Here is an 18399-nt window from a genome sequence, read left to right as displayed (position 1 = left end):
AGGCTTCCCTTACCAAGATGTAATGCGTTCTCGGCTTAATCCGGCGCCCCGCGCCAACGGCTATAACATCCCCAGCGCGCGCGGCAGCCACAGCGATATCTCCGGCACGTAGGTGACGATGCCGAGGAAGATCAGCATGGTCAGCAGCCACGGCCACACCGCGATCGTCAGCTCGGTGATCCCCATTTTGGCGATGCCGGAGGCAACGTAGAGGTTGAGGCCAACAGGCGGATGGCACATCCCGACCTCCATGTTGACGACCATCAGGATGCCGAGATGCACCGGATGGATGCCGAGCTTGACCGCCACCGGAAACAAGATCGGCGCCATGATCAGCACGATCGAAGACGGCTCCATGAAGTTGCCGGCGAGCAGCAGCAGCACGTTGACGACGAGCAGGAAGATGATCCAGTCGACGCCGACCGAGGTGATCCAGTTCGCGATCTGCTGCGGGATGTTTTCGTTCGCCATCAGGAAGGAGAACAGCACCGCGTTGGTGATGATGTAGAGGATCATGGCACTCATGTTGGCGGAGCCGAGCAGCACCTTCGGCACATCCCTCAGCGACATGTCCCGGTAGACGAACACCGCGATCACGAAGGCATAGACCGCGCTGATCGCGGCTGCCTCGGTCGGCGTGAAGATGCCGGCATAGATGCCACCGAGCACAATCAGGATCAGTAGCAGGCCCCATACGCATTTGCGGAATGCGGTGATGCGCTCTGCCCAACTGGCGCGCGGCAGGCGCGGATAGTCGTTGCGCCAGGCACCGTAGAACGTGGTCACGCCGAGCAGCATCGCCAGCATCACGCCGGGGATGACGCCGGCGATGAACATCTGGCCAACGGAAGCCGACGACACGCGCTGGCCGGCTGGATCGAGCGCAATGCTGCCGCCGGTCGCAACGCAATAGATCACCATCACGATCGACGGCGGGATCAGGATGCCGAGCGCGCCCGACGTGGTGATGACGCCGGCGCCGAAGCGTTTCGGAAAGCCCTGCTTCACCATCGCCGGCAGCATGATCGAGCCGATCGCGATCACCGTGGCGGGCGAAGAGCCCGATACGGCTGCGAACAGCGCGCAGGCCATCACGCCGGCGAGCCCCAGCCCGCCATACCAGTGGCCGATCATCGATCTGGCAAAGTCGATCATGCGTCTGGCGACGCCGCCATGGGTCAGGAAATTGCCGGCAAGGATGAAGAACGGGATCGCCATGATCTCGAAATTGTCGATGCCGGTGAAGAGCTTCAGCGCCACTGACTCGGTCGGCACGTTGGTCATCGTGTAGATGAAGGTGAGCACGGTGAGACCGAGCGCGATCGAGATCGGCATGCCGGTGAGCATCAGCGCGATCAAAAGTCCGAAGATGATGAGCGAGGTCATCGCGTCACCTCCGCCGCGCCAGCGCCGGGCGCATCGACATCGACGCCCTCGACATGGGCGTGGTCGTGATGCGGCAGGTCACCGGTGAAGAAGTAATTCCAGGCGACCTGCAGGAAGCGGAAGCACATCAAATAGGAGCCGAGCGGAATGCAGAGATAGACGAACCAGCTCGGTATCTCGAGATCGGGCGATACCTGGTCGGTATAGTAAAGGCCATAGACGAATTTCGCGCCCATGGTGCCGATCACGGCGGTGAAGAAGGCCCCGCAAAGCAGCCCGAACAGCATGACGTAGTTTCGCCAGGGCGATTTGAGCTGGTTGACCACGACATCGACGCCGACATGGATGCCGGTCCGCACGCCGTAGGCGGCGCCGAACTTGGCCACCCAGACGAACATGTAGATGCAAAGCTCCTGCGCCCAGGCCAGGTTGATCGGGAACAGGATCGGGAAAAGGAAGGGAACGCCGAGCAGATAGCGGTGACACACCGCGAGGAAGATCAACAAGGTCGCGAGCGCCATCAGCGTCGCGATCAATATCTCCTCAAGCCGGTCGAGGATGCGAAGCAGTATCAATATGTCCCCCACTCTATCCCAGCCGTCATGGCGGGCTTGTCCCGGCCATCCACGTCTTTCTGGCCGCCCCGCGACTAAGACGTGGATGCCCGGCACAAGGCCGGGCATGACGCGAAAGTACCAGCGTCATTGGCCGGCAAGCCACATTGTGCGCGCCGGCCATCCCCTCTCCTCAGTTCGTCGCGCCGCGGGTCTCCTTCAGGAACTCGTCGATCAGCGGCTGGCCGACGCGGCTGGCGACATCCTTGTAGACTGGCTCCATCGCCTTGCGCATGGTGGCGTCCTGCTCGGGCGTCAGCTTGATGATCTCGCTCTTGCCGGTCTTCTTGATCTCGGCGAGTGCATCGTCGTTTTCCTTCTGCGACTGGGCGTTGCCGTAGGCGGTGGCCTCCTTCATCGCCTTTTCGCATTGAGTGCGGATGTCCGCCGGCAGGCCGTCCCAGAATTTCTTGTTAGTGACCACGACGTAGCCAATGTAGCCGTGGTTGGTCTCGGTGATGTACTTCTGCACCTCGTGCATCTTCTGGGTATAGATGTTCGACCAGGTGTTCTCCTGGCCATCGACCACGCCGGTCTGCAGCGCCTGATAGACTTCGGAGAATGCCATCACCTGCGGCACCACGCCGAGGGAACGGAACTGCGCCTCCAGCACCTTCGAAGACTGGATGCGGAATTTGAGGCCACGATAGTCGGCGGGCGTGACGAGCTTCTTGTTGGCGCTCATCTGCTTGAAGCCGTTGTCCCAGTAGGCAAGACCGGTCATGCCCTTGGCATCGAGCAGCTTCAAGAGCTTGGCGCCGAGCGGACCGTCGGTGACTTTGCGCAGTGTCTTCAGGTCTGGAAGGATGTAGGGCAGATCGAATACCTCGAATTCCTTCACCCCGATCGGGCCGAATTTCGAATTCGAAGGCGCCAGCATCTGCACCGCGCCGAGCTGCAGTGCTTCCAGTTCTTCCTTGTCCTTGTAAAGCTGCGAGTTCGGGTAGACCTCGACCTTGACCTTGCCGTCGGTGTATTTTTCGGCCAGTTCCTTGAATTTCTCGGCCGCCAGTCCCTTGGGCGTGTTGGTGGCCACCACGTGGCTGAACTTGATCACGATCGGCGATTGCGCCGCGGCGGGTCCGACTAGGGTCAGTGCCGCGATTGATGCCGCGGCCAAAATCAGCTTGCGCATGTTTCCTCCCGTTATTTTCTTCGGCGCGCCCGAGACGGATTCCGAAGCTTGCATGCCAGATGCATCCATACAGACAAGCCGGCCGGATTGCCATTGCCCGTTAGAAGGGTGCCCTCGCCGCGGGCTTTGCTGCGCTGCAAAATTCTGCCCGCACGATTTGGTTCGGATCGTGCCGGAGCTGTGCAACCAGCGTCCAATAAAGCTTCGCTATGTCTGCTTTCCTCGTAACGAAAGGCTCAGAGTGCTAGGCCGTCATTGCGAGCGCAGCGAAGCAATCCATAGTGCCGCAAGTGGAGAGGTGGATTGTTTCGCTGCGCTCGCAATGACGGGGATATAGCTTCGCGATCTCGCGACATGAACTGTCCGAGGTTTGCTGGAAGCTTCCGCCCTCTCCAATTGGAGGGCGCAGGGAAGACCGGGTGCTGGCTGCACCCGAGGTCTCGTGTGCCGTTGCGCATAGAAGGAAACGCACACGAGCATACAGGTACAGCGGAAACACTCCGGCCTTCCCTGCGCAATGGCTTTACGGCTTATAACGCGCTCTCCCCGGCGAACGGCTCTTTTGCCACCGTCGCTTCACGAGATGACCTCGCGAAGCTTCATGCCAGCACCGCGACATCAGGACCACACGACTTCGCCGTACGCCTCCGGCGCGCAACGTCTCTCGCACCATCCGCGTCCATCGCATCTCACCGCGCATTCGTGACGTTCGCGAGCGCCCCTCATCTTGCGGTGAGACGGACGGAGTTATGCCGCTGATTTGGGTGAAAACGAAAGCGGAATATTTTTGATTCTTGGGCTTGACACGATTTCTGAAAATCAGAAGTGATTTGCTTGCACAGCGTTCGCCACGTCATTGCGAGCGCAGCGAAGCAATCCATCGGTCGGCATAACGGATGTATGGATTGCTTCTTCGCTTCGCTCCTCGCAATGACGACCACTCACAGCGCTTCGCGCGTGTTGACTGATGATGGGCACATCGCTGACGCTCCTTTGCCCACCTACGGCTACGGCAACTAACTCACGGCAAAGCGAACACGATGCCTTACGGAACAAATCTCTCGAAGGCTATTTGATCCCGCAGAACGCGCTACCGGATGGATGCAAGGCACGATGATCGATCTCGAACAGGAAATGACCTATCGGGTCAAAACCGCCAATCCGCTGGATCCGACTGCCGGCTCGCCGCGCGCCGTTCTACAATATTGGCAAGTCGTCGAAGCGGAATTGAACGGTCCCCGGATCAAGGCCCAGCTGGCCGCGACCGGCCTCGACTGGATGCAGGTGAGCGAGGACGGATTCTGGCGGCCCAATGTCCGTGCGCAATTTAGGACACACGACGGCGCCGTGGTGTTGATGAGCTACATCGGTCTGGTCGAGCAGACGGCGCGCTTCAAGCACGCTGCGGAAGCCAATGAGCCGACCGGCTGGGACGATCAGTACATGCGCCTGTCGCTGATCTTCAACACCGGCGATCGGCGATATGCGTGGATGAACCACAGCCTGTTCGTCGCGGCGGGCCGGCTGCTCGGCACCGGCAGTATCGAATATCAGGTCTTTCGGGTGACGTAGCTTCAAACAAAACGCGGCGCTCCAGGCGCCGTGTCAGAGGTGAAGCGTCACCGGAGCGCATCAAGCAGCGCCTTGGCTTCCCGCAGATCGGGCGTGTCGAAACCTTCCGTGAACCAGCCATAGACTGGCGCGAGCAGATCATGGGCCTGCTGCGGCTTCCCCTGATCACACCATACCCGGGCCAAGCTGGTGGCGGCGCGCAGCTCCAGAGCTTTCGCACTCTGGCGACCGGCCACCTCGAGCGCACGCCGAAAGCACGCTTCTGCTTCGGTCGCGTCCCTGCCTTGCCTCGCCACCGTCAGTTCCCCAATCAAGCGATAGATTTCCGCCTCCCATCGCCGCTCGCCTGTCTCCTCGACAGCGGCCGCAGCCTCGGCCAGCGCAGTCAATCCTTGTTCGATTTCTCCGCCCCGGGCCGAAGCTTCAGCCAGCAGCGCGAGATAAAAGGGCCGACGGATGCGCACGCCCGTCGGCTGGATGGCCGCGAGACCGTCGCGAACCTCCGCGATCCCTTCCATTGCCTGTCCGCATTCCGCGATCGTCCAGCCCCGCAAGATGCTTCCGGCTGCCGCCAGGTGCGGCGCGATGCCATGCTCGGCGCACACCGCCATTGCGGCTTCCGCTTGCTCACGGGCCGGCTCAGCTTCTCGCCGATGCTGGGAGATCATCGCCGCGAACACCAAGGCGAGAACAAGGCTAAAGGGATGCGAAAGCTGCCGCGCCATGCTCACCGCTTCGCGAGCCGCGGCAAGCGCCTGCTCAGGGAAACCAAGCGGCCAAAGCGCCGCGGCTGCGGTGTAACGGTTGCAGACAGCCACGTCGTGGCTGCCATAGAGGAACTTATGGGCACCGTACGCGTCTGGCCGATAGAGCGCCGATCCCGCACCGAGATGCGCGCGGCACGCGGTAAGCTCCGGGAGATTGAGAAGGGTTGTCCATGCAGCATGATGCGCCTGCAGAAGGAGCGCCGGATCGGCGCTCCGCCGCGCAAGTGCGAACAGCTCGTCCAACAGGTCGCGAGCGGTCTTGAACTCGCAGCGCTGTTGGTAAACGAGCCACAACCCCCAACTCACGGTAAACAGCTGCGCTACATCGCCGGCTTGCCGACCGAGGTCGCGCGCGCGCAGATAGGCCTGCTCCACTTCAGGCGCCGACCAGCTCTTGGTGGTGATCAGCACCGGCGCAAGCACGAGCTGCAGGTCGAGTTCGCGACGGGCGCGTTGCACCGGATCGGTGATCCGCTCAGCAACACCCAGCCCCTTGCGAAGATGAGCGATCGCCTCCGCGTGCGCCGAGCGCTCGGCTGCGCGCTGGCCGGCCTTGCGCCAGTAGGCCACAGCATTTTCCGTGAGATCAGCCTCGGTGAAGTGGTGCGCAAGCACCTCCGGCTGCGTAGCTGCAATGTCCGGAAACTTCTCCTCAAGGGCCCATGCAATGCGCGCGTGCAGCGGTTGCCGCTTGCCGCGCAGCAGCGTGCCGTAGGCAGTATCCTGAACGAGGGCGTGCTTGAAGCTGTAGGCCGATGAACCACGACGAAAAATCAACTGTGACGCGGCGAGCTGGTCGAGGGCCGACTGCAAAGGCGCGTCGGGCAGCGGCGACACGGTCCGTATCAGATCGTCGGAGAATTCCCGGCCAATGGCGGCGCCGGTCTGGGCGATTTCTTTGGCTTCCGGACTGAGACGATCGAGACGGGCCAGGAGCGAAGCATGAAGGGTAGCAGGGATGGCGAGCGCAGCCGGCGAGAGCCGTGAAAGCACCACCTTGGGATCCCCTTCGTCAGCCCCCGCTTCGAGCATCGCCTTGGTCAGTTCCTCCACGAACAGCGGCACGCCGTCCGTGCGGTCGACGATCTCGTGAACAATCGCAGGGGGAAGCGCGTTGGCGCCGACCACCCGCTCTACGAGGGCAGCGGTGTCGCGCCGGTTCAAGCGGCCAAGCGCCAGCATCGTGACATGCGGCTGGCCGATCCACGGCGGCAGGAACTCCGGTCGGAAGGTGAGGAGTAACAGCACCGGCAGTTGCTGCACGCGATCGACTGTCACCTGCAGAAGCTCGAGGGAGGTGGGGTCGATCCAGTGCACGTCTTCGAAGACCCACAGCACGGGATTGCGCCGAGACAGGTCTTCCACTTGCCGGACCAGCGCCTGAAGCGTGCGCTCCTTCTTCGCTTGCGGACTGAGCGGTACCCGGCCATAGCGGTCGGAGGGCAATGACAGCAGCTCGGCCAATAGCGGCATGTCCTCGGCGGCGGTAGCTGCGCCCGCCAGCAGCGCCTTGAGCTTGTCAAGCTTGATCTCCGGCGGATCGTCGCGGGTGAACCCGGCCGCCCGCTCCAGTTGCCTGATGACGGGGTACAGCGCGCTGCCCTGGTGGTGCGGCGAGCAGAAGCAGCGCAGGCGCGAGTATGGTTCGGCCTGGAGCTTCTCCTGGAGGGCTGCTACGAGCCGTGATTTCCCGACCCCGGCCTCCGCTGAGAGCAGCACCACCTGTCCCTCGCCAGATGTTGCTCGCTGCCACCGGCGCAGCAGCAGTTCGATCTCCTCCTCGCGACCGACCAGTGGGGTCAGGCCAGCCGAATGGAAGGCTTCAAACCGGCTCTCGACGGCGCTTGACCGGAGCACCTGGTAGGCTTGGACCGGCTGCGGAAAGCCTTTCATCGCGACCGTGCCGAGATCGCGGTACTCGAAAAGGTCACCCAGCAGGTGGCGCGTCGTGGGGCCGACGACAATGGTGTTCGGCTCGCCAATTGCTTGCAGGCGCGCTGCAAGGTTGGGTGTATCACCCACCACAGCGCGTTCCTGTGCTTCGCCGGAGCCGATGAGGTCGCCGACCACGACCAGCCCGGTTCCGATACCGATGCGGACCCGAAGACGCTCGGATGTTTGCAGTTGGTCGATGGCGTTAATAAGCGCCAAACCGGCGCGGACCGCTCGCTCGGCATCGTCCTCGTGCGCCTGCGGGTAGCCGAAATAAAGCAGCACGCCGTCGCCCATGTACTTCGCGACGAAGCCGTCGAAGCGGGCGACCGTCTCAGCGACGCAGCGGTGATAGGCGCCAATCACCTCACGCAGATCCTCGGGGTCAAGATCAGCCGATAGCGCGGTCGAGCCGACGAGGTCGCAGAACATCACCGTGAGCTGCCGTCGTTCGGCCGAGGAGACGGTGCTGAAGCTTGCTGCCGGAGCGGCGCTCGAGTCTGCCGATGCTGAGGCGTTTGGCAGGCAAGCGGCCGCCTTCAATAGCTTCTTGCGCTGGCCAAGCGAGAGACCGAGCTTTTCCAGGTCCGCCTCACTCAGCTCAGGCAGGATCTTGAGATCGACGTCGTTCGCCCGCAATGCGGGTGCGAGTTGCACCAGGCCAAGCGGCACCAGCCAGCGCTCCAGCTCGTCCACGGCCTTCCTCCTGGCTGATGTGGACTCTACCAGATCGAGCGTGTGCTCCAAAGTAACTTTGCCGGCTGCAGGGCTCCGAAAGAAGCCCTTGGCCCGGTTCGGTAGTTCCAGGCCGGTCCTTTGGACCGTCCGGAATAATGATGGAGGCGTGGAGCCCTCAGCCCGCCGCCTGCGCCGGCACATCGCGCTGGCGCTTCATGACGATCTTGTTCAACGCGCCGAGATAGGCCTTTGCGGAAGCGACCAGCGTGTCCGGATCCGCTGCACGGGCGCTCATCGAGCGCCCTTCATGCGCGAGGCGCACCGTGACTTCCGCCTGCGCGTCGGTGCCTTCCGTCACGGCGTGGACCTGGTACAGCTCCAGCTTGGCTTCATGCGGCACCAGTCGCTTGATGCAGTTGAACACGGCATCGACCGGACCGTTGCCTTCGGCTTCCTCGATCCGAGTCTGGCCCTCGACGTCGAGCTTCATGGTGGCGCGCTGCGGACCATGGGTGCCGGCGATCACTGTCAGCGAGGTCAACTTGATGCGGTCGTGGGAGGCCGCCATTTCCTCATCAACCAGTGCCTCGATATCCTCGTCGTAGATGTCCTTCTTGCGGTCGGCCAGCGCCTTCATGCGGTTGAAGGCGTCTTCGAGCTGGTTGGCGCCGAGCTTGTAGCCCATCTCTTCCAGCTTGTGGACGAACGCATGACGGCCGGAATGCTTGCCCAGCACCAGCGAGGACTGCTTCAGGCCGACCATCTCGGGCCGCATGATCTCGTAGGTCGATGCATCCTTCAGCACGCCGTCCTGATGGATGCCGCTCTCATGGGCGAAGGCGTTACGGCCGACGATCGCCTTGTTGTACTGTACCGGGAACGAGGTCGCCGCCGATACCAGCTTCGAGGCGCGGGTCAACTGCGTGGTGTCGATCTTGTTCCAGTACGGAAACTTGTCGTTTCGGACGTTGATTGCCATCACGATCTCTTCGAGCGCCGCGTTACCCGCGCGCTCGCCGATGCCGTTGATGGTGCACTCCACCTGCCTCGCGCCGCCGACGACGCCGGCCAGCGAGTTCGCCACCGCCATGCCGAGGTCGTTGTGGCAGTGAACCGAGAAGATAGCCTTGTCGGAGTTCGGCACGCGCTCGATCAGCGTCTTCATGAAGTGGGTGTATTCCTCCGGCACCGTGTAGCCGACGGTATCGGGGATGTTCACCGTGGTAGCGCCGGCCTTGATGACCGCCTCGACGATGCGGCAGAGGAAATCCATCTCGCTGCGGGTGCCGTCCTCGGCCGACCATTCGACGTCGTCGATCTGGTTGCGGGCGCGGGTGACGTTGGCGATCGAGAGGTCGATCACCTGCTCCGGCGTCATGTTCAATTTGACGCGCATGTGCAGCGGCGAGGTCGCGATCACGGTGTGGACACGGCCGCGCTTGGCAAATTTCACGGCTTCCGCGCAGCGGTCGATGTCCTTTGGATGCGCGCGCGACAGGCCGGCGATGACGGCGTTCTTGGAGCGGCGGGCGATCTCGCTGACCGCCTCGAAGTCGCCTTCCGAGGTGATCGGGAAACCGGCCTCGATGACGTCGACACCCATGTCGTCCAGGAGCTCGGCGACCTCCAGCTTTTCCTCGAAGGTCATGGTGGCGCCGGGGCACTGCTCGCCATCACGCAGCGTGGTGTCAAAAATGATGACGCGGTCCTTCTCGGACTTATTGGCTGTGGTCATGTTCTGAATTCCTTTTGGGTGGTGGCGCCGGTTCAAGTGGCGCTTAAGGGTCTGGTGATCTCGCTCAAAACCCCTGAGTGCCCAGGCGCAAATCGCCCAGACGGCCCTCAGGGGCCGATAAGAAGCAGAAGCCCGCCAAGAAGGAGGGTGGGCGCGGACGCAGCCGGAATTGCGGGGGCAGCCTTGGCTGCTCCACCCTGAATTCCCCGATTTTCGCTGCGAATCAGCATTGCCAGACCCTTTTGGACGCCAATCCTCGGCCAAAACCCTTGACGGTTCGTTGCCGACCACAGCGTTCCAAGGCTGTTCTAGACGAGAAATGCGGCTGGCCGCAATGCCAAAAGAGGGTCAGGAAGGGTGACCTAGTTGGCGCGTGCGATCGCTGATCCTCAGGATAGTCAGCGGTTCGTGACTCGCCCTCCACGAGCGCATCCAGAACAACTCGTTTGCGTTATCCGCCCATCCGCTAACGAGGAGAACCAAATGGGCGTCGAAACCGAGGTCAAGTTCCGAGTGCCGAGGCACCATCTTTCGGCGCTGGCCCATCTGAAAGTCGCCGGAAGCAAGGTTGGCGAGCGCGCCGAGAGCGATCTGACATCGACCTATTTCGATACGCGGAAGCGGAAGCTGAAGCAGCATGGACTGCTGCTTCGGGTACGGCAATCGAACGGCAAACATATTCAGACGATCAAAAAGGTCACCGCCGCCGAGTTCGGCCGCGGGGAATGGGAAAGCGAAATAGCGGACGGCCGCCCAGACCTTGGCGAGGCCGATGGCACACCGCTTCAGCGACTTGCTTCAAAGAAGTTGCGGCGCAAGTTGCGGCCGATTTTCAAGACCTCCGTCCATCGCACCATCCTGCCGGTTCGTACCAGACAGAGCGAGATAGAGCTTGCCATCGATCGCGGCGAGATCGTCGCTGGACGACGGTCAAGCCGTATCGAGGAGGTCGAGCTGGAATTGAAGCGCGGACGCCGGCGTGATCTGTTTCAACTCGCTAGAACCGTCGAACGAAAATTGGCTGCCGAGCTCTATCTCACGGGCAAGTCGGAACGGGGCTACGATCTCGTCGACAACAAGGGCGAAGGGGCGACCTTTGCCGGCTCGATCGAGCTCGACGATCGGATGTCCGCGACCGAGGGCTTCAAGGCGATCGCCTACGCCGCCCTCCGCCATTTTTCCGGGAATATCGATGCGGTACGCAATCTCGACCCTGAAGGCGTGCATCAGATGAGAGTGGGCCTGCGCCGGTTGCGCGCGGCCATCTCGCTGTTCGCGAAGATACTGACCGGCGCGAAAACCGAACAGATCAAGGGTGAGCTCAAATGGCTCACCAACCAGCTTGCGCCCGCACGCGAAATCGACGTTTTCCTGCACGAGAAGGTCGGCGCCGTGGCTCCCAGGATCAATCCCCGGCGAGGGATCAAGGCCATCGAAAAAGAGTTCGCCCACAGGCGCGACGAAGCGCTTGAGCGGGCAAGGAACGCGGTCAACTCGCGGCGATGCCGGGCGTTGCTCGTCGAGCTGCTGGAATGGATCGAGGCGCAGAATGATAGCGGCCAAGAAGCGAAGCTGGAAATCGGCGAATTCGCCGCCGATCTGTTGAACCGCCGTACCAGGAAGGCAAGGAAAGTCGGCAAGGCGCTGCAAGACTTGTCTCCCGGCCAGCGGCACAAGCTGCGCATCAGGGTGAAGAAGATCAGATACGCGGTAGAGTTCTTTGAAAGTCTTTTTCCCGGCAAGCGCGAGCGCAGGGAGCTTGTCCGGCTTTCGCGGCATTTGAAGAAGATCCAGCGTACGCTCGGCTCGCTCAACGATTTCGTTGCCGACAGCAAGATGGCGGCAGATGCCGCACTCAACGCACCTCCGCAAGATCGGCGCGCCCGCGCGTTTGCGTCAGGCTTTATCGTCGGCCACGAGGCCGAACAGACCAAGCCCTTGATGAAAGCGGCCGCGAAAGAACTCCGTGTGCTGCGTGCCTGCGCGTTGGGCTAGTCTTGCTTGCGCGGGAATAACAAGCCTTAAATGATCCCTCACCTCCTGTTGCCACGCGATGTGGCCCGCAAGCTTGACGGCGAGCGACCATGGAGCTCGGCGAACGCGGCGTTGAAGCGAAACGAATCGCAGCGGACGGCGAGCAATGGGCTGCGCTGCCTGTCCTACTTCTTAGCACCACTCTCCTCCGCCAAAAGCGCCGTGCGGACCTTGGCGAATTCACTGCGGTCGGCCTTCTCTACTTTCGGGAAGTGCAGGTCGAGCTGATCGAGCGCGGCCACGATGCTTGAGCCGATCACGACGCGGGCGAACCATTTGTGATCGGCGGGGACGACGATCCAGGGCGCCCACTGCGAGGCGGTGTGGCGGATCAGGTCCTGGTAGGCGGCCTGGTATTTCGCCCACAGGTCCCGCTCGCCGATGTCGGCCATCGAGAACTTCCAGTTCTTGGCGGGATCCTCCAGCCGCTCGAGAAAGCGTTCGCGCTGCTCCTGCTTCGAAATGTTGAGGAAGAATTTCAGGATCACGGTGCCGTTGCGCGCGAGGTAGCGCTCCATCGCGGAGATGTCCTCGAAGCGCTCCTTCCAGATGTCCTTGGTCACCAGCGGCTGCGGGATCTTCTGCTTGGCGAGAATTTCCGGGTGCACCCGCACCACCAGGCACTCCTCATAATAGGAGCGGTTGAAGATGCCGATGCGGCCGCGCTCGGGCAGCGCGGTCATACTGCGCCACAGGAAATCGTGATCGAGTTCCTTGCTCGAAGGCTGCTTGAATGAGGTGACCTCGCAGCCCTGCGGATTGACGCCCTCGAACACGCTCTTGATCGCGGAGTCCTTGCCCGCAGCGTCCATGCCCTGGAAGATCAGTAGCAGCGACCAGCGATCCTGCGCGTAGAGCTTTTCCTGGAAATCGTTGAGGCGCTTGCGGTTGACCTCGACGATCCTGGTCGCCTTCTCCTTGTCGAGACCGCCCTTCTCGTTCGTCCTGTGCGACTTCAGGTGAAACTCGCCCGAACCGTCGTGACGGAAAGGGCCGATAAAGGGTTTCAGTTCATCGGCAAGCGACTGCGAATATTTCTTGCTCATTTTGTCCCGGAGGGCTTCGGTTGCGTCTTCAATCGGTCGAGGACGCTACCAAGAATGCCCTTGGGAAGGAATATGATGAAGATGACGAGCAGGAGGCCATAGACGAGGTTGTCCCAGCCGACCGCCTTGGTGCCGAAGCCGATGCGCAAGACTTCCGCGAGCAGGATGGTGATGATGGCGCCAACTGTAGGCCCGAGCGAGACGTAGAGACCGCCGACAATGGCGGCGAACACCATTTGCAGCGACACCGCAATGCCGCTCACGGTGTCGGGCGAGATGAACATCTGGTACTGGCAATACAGCGCGCCGGCGAGCGCCGTCATCAGCGCCGAGATCAGCGTGATCTTGAGTTTTTCCGCTGTCACGTTGACGCCGGCCGCGGCGGCGGCGTCCTCATCCTCCGAGATCGCCTCCATGGCATAGCGGCTCATGCTGCGATCGACCCAGCGCCACATCAAAAGGCCGAGCACCCAGACCGCGAGCGCGATCAGGTACCAGGTCGTCTTGTCGTCGAACTGCAGCGCCATCAGGCCCGAGCCGCTGCGGGCGCGGTTCGGCGTATAGCCGAGCGAGCCGCCGGTGTAGTCGCGCGTCGCGGTAATAACCTGCAGCACGATGCCTGACAATGCCAGCGTCACCAGCACGAAATAGTGCCCGGTGATGCGGAAACGAAAGCAGGGATAGGCGACGACCAGCGCCAATATCCCCGCCGCCACCATGCTGACGGGGATGCCGATCCACGGCGAGACATCGAGATGGTTCCACAGCAAGGCGGTGACGTAGGCGCCGACCCCCATGAAGCCGCCATGGCCGAGCGACACCAGCCCGAAGCGGCCCATGATCGACCACGCGGTATAGGCGAACGACCAGATCAGGATCAGCACGAGAATGTGCAGGTGATAGGGATCGCGATAAACGAAGGGCAACGCGATCAGCGCGGCGAGGCCAATGCCCCATGCGGCATGACGGAAATTCACGAGCGCCTCGCCAAAAGGCCCGCGGGCCGGATGAACATCATGACGATGAAGAAGGCGAACGCCAGCACGTAACCCCATTCGAGGTCGGAGAACAGGCCGCCCAGCGAAATGATCTCGGCGAACACGAACGCCGCGATGAAGCCGCCGACGAAATTGCCTAGGCCCCCGAGCACGCAGATCAGGAAGGTGATCGGCCCGAACGACAGCCCGACAAAGGGATGCACGTCATATTGCAGCACCAAGAGGCAGGCGGCGAGGCCGGCGAGCGCGCCGCCGAGCGCCGAGGTGATGAGGTAGATGCGCTTGGTGTCGACGCCCATCAGCGACATGATCTGGCGGTCCTGCGAGATGGCGCGGATCGCGGTGCCGGTATAGGTGCGGGTCATGAAGAAGTAGACCGCCAGCATGCCAAGCAACGCGGCGATGAAGGCGAGCAGCCGCGAATAGCTGAAATGCATGTCGCCGATCGCCAGCACCGGCAGGCGGATGCCGAGATTGCGGAAGTCGATGCCGAAGGCGACGGTGGCGAAACTCTGCAGGATGAACAGCACGCCGCCAGTCGCGAGCAACTGGTTGATCGGCGGCGCGGTGAGCAAGGGCGCGATAACGATGTAATGCAGCAGCGCGCCGAGCGCTGCGACTAGCATGATCGCGATCGGTGCCGCCACCCAGTAAGGCAGGCCGAACACCTGGACCATGTAGTACATGCCGTACATGCCGATCATCACGAGCTCGGCGTAGCAGATCCAGGTGACGTCGATGACGCCGAAGATCAGATTGAGCCCGAGCGCGAGCAGCGCCAGCACGCCGCCGAGCAGAATGCCGTTGACCACGGCCTCCAGCAGATAGATGTCGAAGATGTCGAGGAACCCTTGCATCCCTAAACCCCGAGGTAAGCCTGCTTGATCGTGTCCGTCTTCATCATCTCTTCCGACGTGCCGGACGCGCGGATGGTGCCGGCTTCCAAGAGATAGGCGCGATCGACCACTCTCAGCACCTGCTGCACGTTCTGCTCGACGATCAGAACCGTCAGCCCGCCGGCGCGGATACGCTTCACCAGTTCGAACACCTGCTGCACCACGACCGGAGCCAGCCCCGCCGAGGGCTCGTCGAGCAGGAGCAATTTCGGATCCGACATCAGCGCGCGGCCGATCGCGCACATCTGCTGCTCGCCGCCCGACAGAGTGCCGGCCATCTGGCTGCGCCGCTCCTTCATGCGCGGGAACAGGTCGAACACGAATTCGAGCCGCTCGGCATATTTGGCGCGCGCGCCCGGCATGTAGGCGCCCATCTTCAGATTGTCATCGACGGTGAGCCGCGGAAACAGCCGGCGGTTCTCGGGCACATGGGCAATGCCGAGATCGACAATGCGATGCGCGGGCGTCGCCACGACGTCACGGCCTTCCATGGCAATAGTGCCGCGGCTCGGGCGGATCAGGCCCGAGATCACCCGCATCAGGGTGGTCTTGCCGGCGCCGTTGGGGCCGATCACGCCGACCGCCTCGCCCGCCTTGACCTCGAGATTGGTGCCGAACAGCGCCTGGAAGGTACCGTAACCCGCGTCGACCGACTTCAGTTCGAGCATGCTTACACCCCTGCCCGGCGGCGCGCTTCGGCCGCCGCGGCCTGGCTCGAATCCGCGTCCGTGCCGAGATAGACCTCGATCACGCGGGGATCGCTCGCCACGACGCTCGGCAGCCCTTCGGAAATCTTCTCGCCGTGATCGAGCACCATCACGCGATCGACCACCCGCATCAACACGCCCATAATGTGCTCGACCCAGATGATGGTGATGCCGAGCTCGTCGCGGATCTTGCGCAGCATGTCGGCGGCCTGGTCCATCTCGTGCTCGTCGAGTCCGCCGAGGCTTTCATCAGCGAGCAGCAGCTTCGGTCCCGTCGCGAGCGCTTTTGCCAGTTCGAGCTTCTTCAGGCCCGCAGCGCCAAGGCCATCGACACTCGCATGGCGGTCGGTCGGCAGGCCGACCATGCGCAGCGCGCGCTCGGCCGCCTCATCCGCTTTGCTGCGGCTGTGGCGGCCCTGACCGTAATAGCCGGCGAGCGCCACGTTCTCGAATATCGTGAGCCGGTGAAACGGCCGCGGGATCTGGAAGGTGCGGCCGATGCCGCTATTGATGATGCGGTGCGGCGCCTTGCCGGCGATCTCCGCACCGTCGAACAGGATCGATCCCGCCGTCGGGGTCAGCGTGCCCGACAGCATGTTGAAGATCGTGCTCTTGCCGGAGCCGTTCGGGCCGATCAGGCCGAGAATCTCGCCCTGCTCGACCCGGAACGACACGTTGTTGACCGCGGTGAAGCCGCCGAAGCGCTTCACCAACCCTTCTACAGTCAGCACGCCAGAATCTCCGCGTTACTGGTTGCTGAACGTGGTTCCCTTCGGCAGCGGCAGCACGGCCTCGCGCTGCGCCTGGCTCTTCGGCCACACCACATAGGACTTGTCATCAATATACTGGATGACCACCGGGAACGAGCGTTCGTTCTGGCCGGCCATCGGGGAGCCCTCGCCGTGGAACTTGACGCCGAAGCCGAGCATGGTGCCGCCTTCGGGAATGTCGGTTTCAAGCGCGGCCTTGCGCAGCGCATCGGGATCGACGCCGCCATACTTCTTGATCGCGCGCGGCAGCACCTCGGTCAGGAACAGGTAAGTGTTCGATGCGGCCATGCCGACATGCGCGGAACGGATCGCCACTCCCGGTTTCGCCTTGTCGAACTCCTCGCCGACCATCTTGATGACCGGCGGCAGCTTCGGATCCATGTTCTTCTGGTTGGCTAGCCAGATCGAGATCGGGTCGGTGTTGAAGACGTAATTGACGTCGGCGCCGAGGCCTTCCTTCAGCTTCTCGTAGACGCCATAGCCCGCACCGTGGCCGACGAGCGCCGCAAACTTGAGGCCCTGCTCGCGGGCCTGGCGGCCGAACAAGGTGATGTCGGGGTTGTAGCCGGTATGGAAGATCACGTCGGGCCGCGCGCGCTTCAGCTTGGTGATGAGCGCGGAAAGATCGGGCGCGGTGGCGGAATAGCCTTCCTTCAGCACGATGTTGAAACCGGCCTTCTTGGCGCCGGCCTCGTTGCCCTTGGAGACGTCGACGCCATAGGCGCCGTCCTCGTGGATGATGGCGACGCGCAGATCCTTCGGCTCCTTGCCGAGCTTTTCCTTGGCGTTCTGCGCGATGAAATCCATCGTCATCATGCCGAACTGGTCGCCGGAGGCCTGCGGACGGAACACGTATTTGAAGTTCTTGTCGGCCAGCACGGCCGAAGAGATGCAGGTGGTGATCCACATGAAGTTCTTGAGCTGCTCGACGCGCGCGGCCACCGGCACGCATTGCGCCGACGAGAAGAAGCCGAGCAGCATGTTGACCTTTTCCTGCTCGATCAGCCGCACCGCCTCGTTGATCGCCACGTCAGGCTTGCTCTGGGCGTCGGCATAAACAGCTTCGACCTTGTAACCCTCGACGCCGGTCTTCGCGTAGTGGTCGAGCATGATCTTGGCGCCGATATACTGCAGCTCCGAACCGCCGCCGGCGAGCGGGCCGGTCAGGTCGTAGATCACGCCGATCTTGATTTTCTTTTCCTGAGCCTCGGCGGTGACCGCCATCCCCAGCGCCGCGATTGCGGCGGACAACCCGACGAGAAGGCGTGCAGCTTTGCGCCCCGGCATCTATTCCTCCCTGGATTATTATTGTGCACTGCATTTTCTTATTCTGGTTGGTGCCTATCACATTGATAGCGCCACCAGATGTCAAGCAGCATTGCGCGCGTCAGGGTCTGGATGCAAACTGCGCCTCAAGAAAGGCCGTGACAAAACGCGGCATGGCGGCGGTGAAATCGCCGGTGCTGCGCACGAGGCGGATGGCCGACAGTTCCGGCTGATGCTGCGCGGCCAGATTACGCTCGATCCGCTCGCGCACCGCCTCGCCCGGCATGTTGACGTGCAACAGACGGATCATCGCGACCGCAGTCTCCGTGTGGATGCAGTGCCAATGCGGATCGCTGTCATACGCGCCCGACGCGAGCCCGGTCTCCTCCTCGAGTTCGCGTGTGACGCTGCCGGGCAGGTCGACCGTGCCGTCCTTGATATCGTTGAGGTCGGGTGTGCCGGATGGAAAGTAGATGCGCCCGGCGTTGGAGGTGTGCCCGCTCATCTCGCCGAGCACAAAAGCGCCGTCGGCGCAGCGGAGCGCGCCCATGCCGAAACCGTTGAACACGGATCGATCGGGAAAGCCCCAGTCGCGCCAGGCCAGGAAGCTTGCGAAATCGGTTTCGAAATAGCTGGCTCTGAAACAGTCACCCGAAAATACCGGGTTGCGCCCGAGCAGGACGCGGCCATTCCAGATCGCCGGCCTTTCGCACTGCTTGCTGGCGAAATGCGCCTCGATCTCCACGCGCTGCGCTTCGGCGAATGGCCATGTCCATGCCTCGACGGGGAGATCGAGCGTGCTGACGCGATGAATGACCAGAGGCGTCGTACTATTCATCGCTTCACGCGGTTTGCAGTCGCCT

The 18399-nt window shown here is 62.4% G+C and carries 14 protein-coding genes; 2 read left to right on the top strand and 12 right to left on the bottom strand.

The window, feature by feature from the left end:
• Positions 1 to 60 precede the first annotated feature (60 nt).
• The 3 genes from HCN50_RS15000 to HCN50_RS14990 all read right to left on the bottom strand — a co-directional run bounded on the left by HCN50_RS15000 (position 61) and on the right by HCN50_RS14990 (position 3135).
• Positions 61 to 1386 carry a TRAP transporter large permease gene (locus HCN50_RS15000; protein WP_171710427.1) on the bottom strand — a complete coding sequence of 442 codons (1326 nt, stop codon included), beginning with the start codon at positions 1384 to 1386 and terminating at the stop codon, positions 61 to 63.
• Positions 1383 to 1958, bottom strand: coding sequence for a TRAP transporter small permease (locus tag HCN50_RS14995; protein ID WP_171710666.1), 576 nt, complete (start codon positions 1956 to 1958; stop codon positions 1383 to 1385). Before HCN50_RS14995 ends, HCN50_RS15000 begins: the two co-directional genes overlap by 4 nt.
• A 175-nt stretch (positions 1959 to 2133) precedes the next feature.
• The gene (locus HCN50_RS14990; RefSeq protein ID WP_171710426.1) at positions 2134 to 3135 is read right to left on the bottom strand and encodes a TRAP transporter substrate-binding protein; all 1002 of its coding nucleotides are present in this window, start codon (positions 3133 to 3135) and stop codon (positions 2134 to 2136) included.
• Positions 3136 to 4248: 1113 nt separating this feature from the next.
• Here HCN50_RS14990 and HCN50_RS14985 point away from each other — a divergent pair.
• On the top strand, positions 4249 to 4707 hold the full coding sequence (locus tag HCN50_RS14985; protein ID WP_171710425.1) for a DUF3237 domain-containing protein: 459 nt from the start codon (positions 4249 to 4251) through the stop codon (positions 4705 to 4707).
• A 47-nt stretch (positions 4708 to 4754) separates the two neighbouring features.
• Here HCN50_RS14985 and HCN50_RS14980 read toward each other — a convergent pair whose 3' ends face one another.
• Together HCN50_RS14980 and HCN50_RS14975 are read right to left on the bottom strand one after the other, a co-directional pair.
• The gene (locus HCN50_RS14980; RefSeq protein ID WP_311968049.1) at positions 4755 to 8102 is read right to left on the bottom strand and encodes an adenylate/guanylate cyclase domain-containing protein; all 3348 of its coding nucleotides are present in this window, start codon (positions 8100 to 8102) and stop codon (positions 4755 to 4757) included.
• 157 nt (positions 8103 to 8259) lie between these two features.
• Positions 8260 to 9819 (bottom strand): 2-isopropylmalate synthase, encoded by a 1560-nt coding sequence (locus HCN50_RS14975; RefSeq protein ID WP_171710423.1) that lies wholly within the window; start codon positions 9817 to 9819, stop codon positions 8260 to 8262.
• 483 nt (positions 9820 to 10302) lie between these two features.
• On the opposite strand from HCN50_RS14975, the gene HCN50_RS14970 reads away from it, so the two are divergent.
• Positions 10303 to 11814: a CYTH and CHAD domain-containing protein gene (locus HCN50_RS14970; RefSeq protein WP_171710422.1), complete on the top strand. Its 1512-nt coding sequence runs from the start codon at positions 10303 to 10305 to the stop codon at positions 11812 to 11814.
• Between the two features lie 164 nt (positions 11815 to 11978).
• On the opposite strand, the gene HCN50_RS14965 is transcribed toward HCN50_RS14970, so the two are convergent.
• The 7 genes from HCN50_RS14965 to HCN50_RS14935 all read right to left on the bottom strand — a co-directional run bounded on the left by HCN50_RS14965 (position 11979) and on the right by HCN50_RS14935 (position 18374).
• Positions 11979 to 12899, bottom strand: a complete 921-nt coding sequence (locus tag HCN50_RS14965) for a polyphosphate kinase 2 family protein (RefSeq protein WP_171710421.1) — start codon at positions 12897 to 12899, stop codon at positions 11979 to 11981.
• Positions 12896 to 13876: a branched-chain amino acid ABC transporter permease gene (locus HCN50_RS14960; RefSeq protein ID WP_311968048.1), complete on the bottom strand. Its 981-nt coding sequence runs from the start codon at positions 13874 to 13876 to the stop codon at positions 12896 to 12898. Before HCN50_RS14960 ends, HCN50_RS14965 begins: the two co-directional genes overlap by 4 nt.
• Positions 13873 to 14754 carry a branched-chain amino acid ABC transporter permease gene (locus HCN50_RS14955; RefSeq protein WP_171710419.1) on the bottom strand — a complete coding sequence of 294 codons (882 nt, stop codon included), beginning with the start codon at positions 14752 to 14754 and terminating at the stop codon, positions 13873 to 13875. Before HCN50_RS14955 ends, HCN50_RS14960 begins: the two co-directional genes overlap by 4 nt.
• A gap of 2 nt (positions 14755 to 14756) precedes the next feature.
• A complete protein-coding gene (locus HCN50_RS14950) occupies positions 14757 to 15461 on the bottom strand; it encodes an ABC transporter ATP-binding protein (RefSeq protein ID WP_171710418.1) in 705 nt (234 codons plus the stop codon).
• Between the two features lie 2 nt (positions 15462 to 15463).
• Positions 15464 to 16231: an ABC transporter ATP-binding protein gene (locus HCN50_RS14945; RefSeq protein WP_171710417.1), complete on the bottom strand. Its 768-nt coding sequence runs from the start codon at positions 16229 to 16231 to the stop codon at positions 15464 to 15466.
• Between the two features lie 15 nt (positions 16232 to 16246).
• Positions 16247 to 17557: an ABC transporter substrate-binding protein gene (locus tag HCN50_RS14940; protein ID WP_171710416.1), complete on the bottom strand. Its 1311-nt coding sequence runs from the start codon at positions 17555 to 17557 to the stop codon at positions 16247 to 16249.
• Between the two features lie 100 nt (positions 17558 to 17657).
• Positions 17658 to 18374 (bottom strand): NUDIX hydrolase, encoded by a 717-nt coding sequence (locus tag HCN50_RS14935; protein WP_171710415.1) that lies wholly within the window; start codon positions 18372 to 18374, stop codon positions 17658 to 17660.
• Positions 18375 to 18399 lie beyond the last annotated feature (25 nt).

This window comes from Bradyrhizobium archetypum (assembly GCF_013114835.1).
Taxonomy (GTDB): Bacteria; Pseudomonadota; Alphaproteobacteria; order Rhizobiales; family Xanthobacteraceae; genus Bradyrhizobium; species Bradyrhizobium archetypum.
This window is presented reverse-complemented; position numbering and strand designations above follow the sequence as displayed.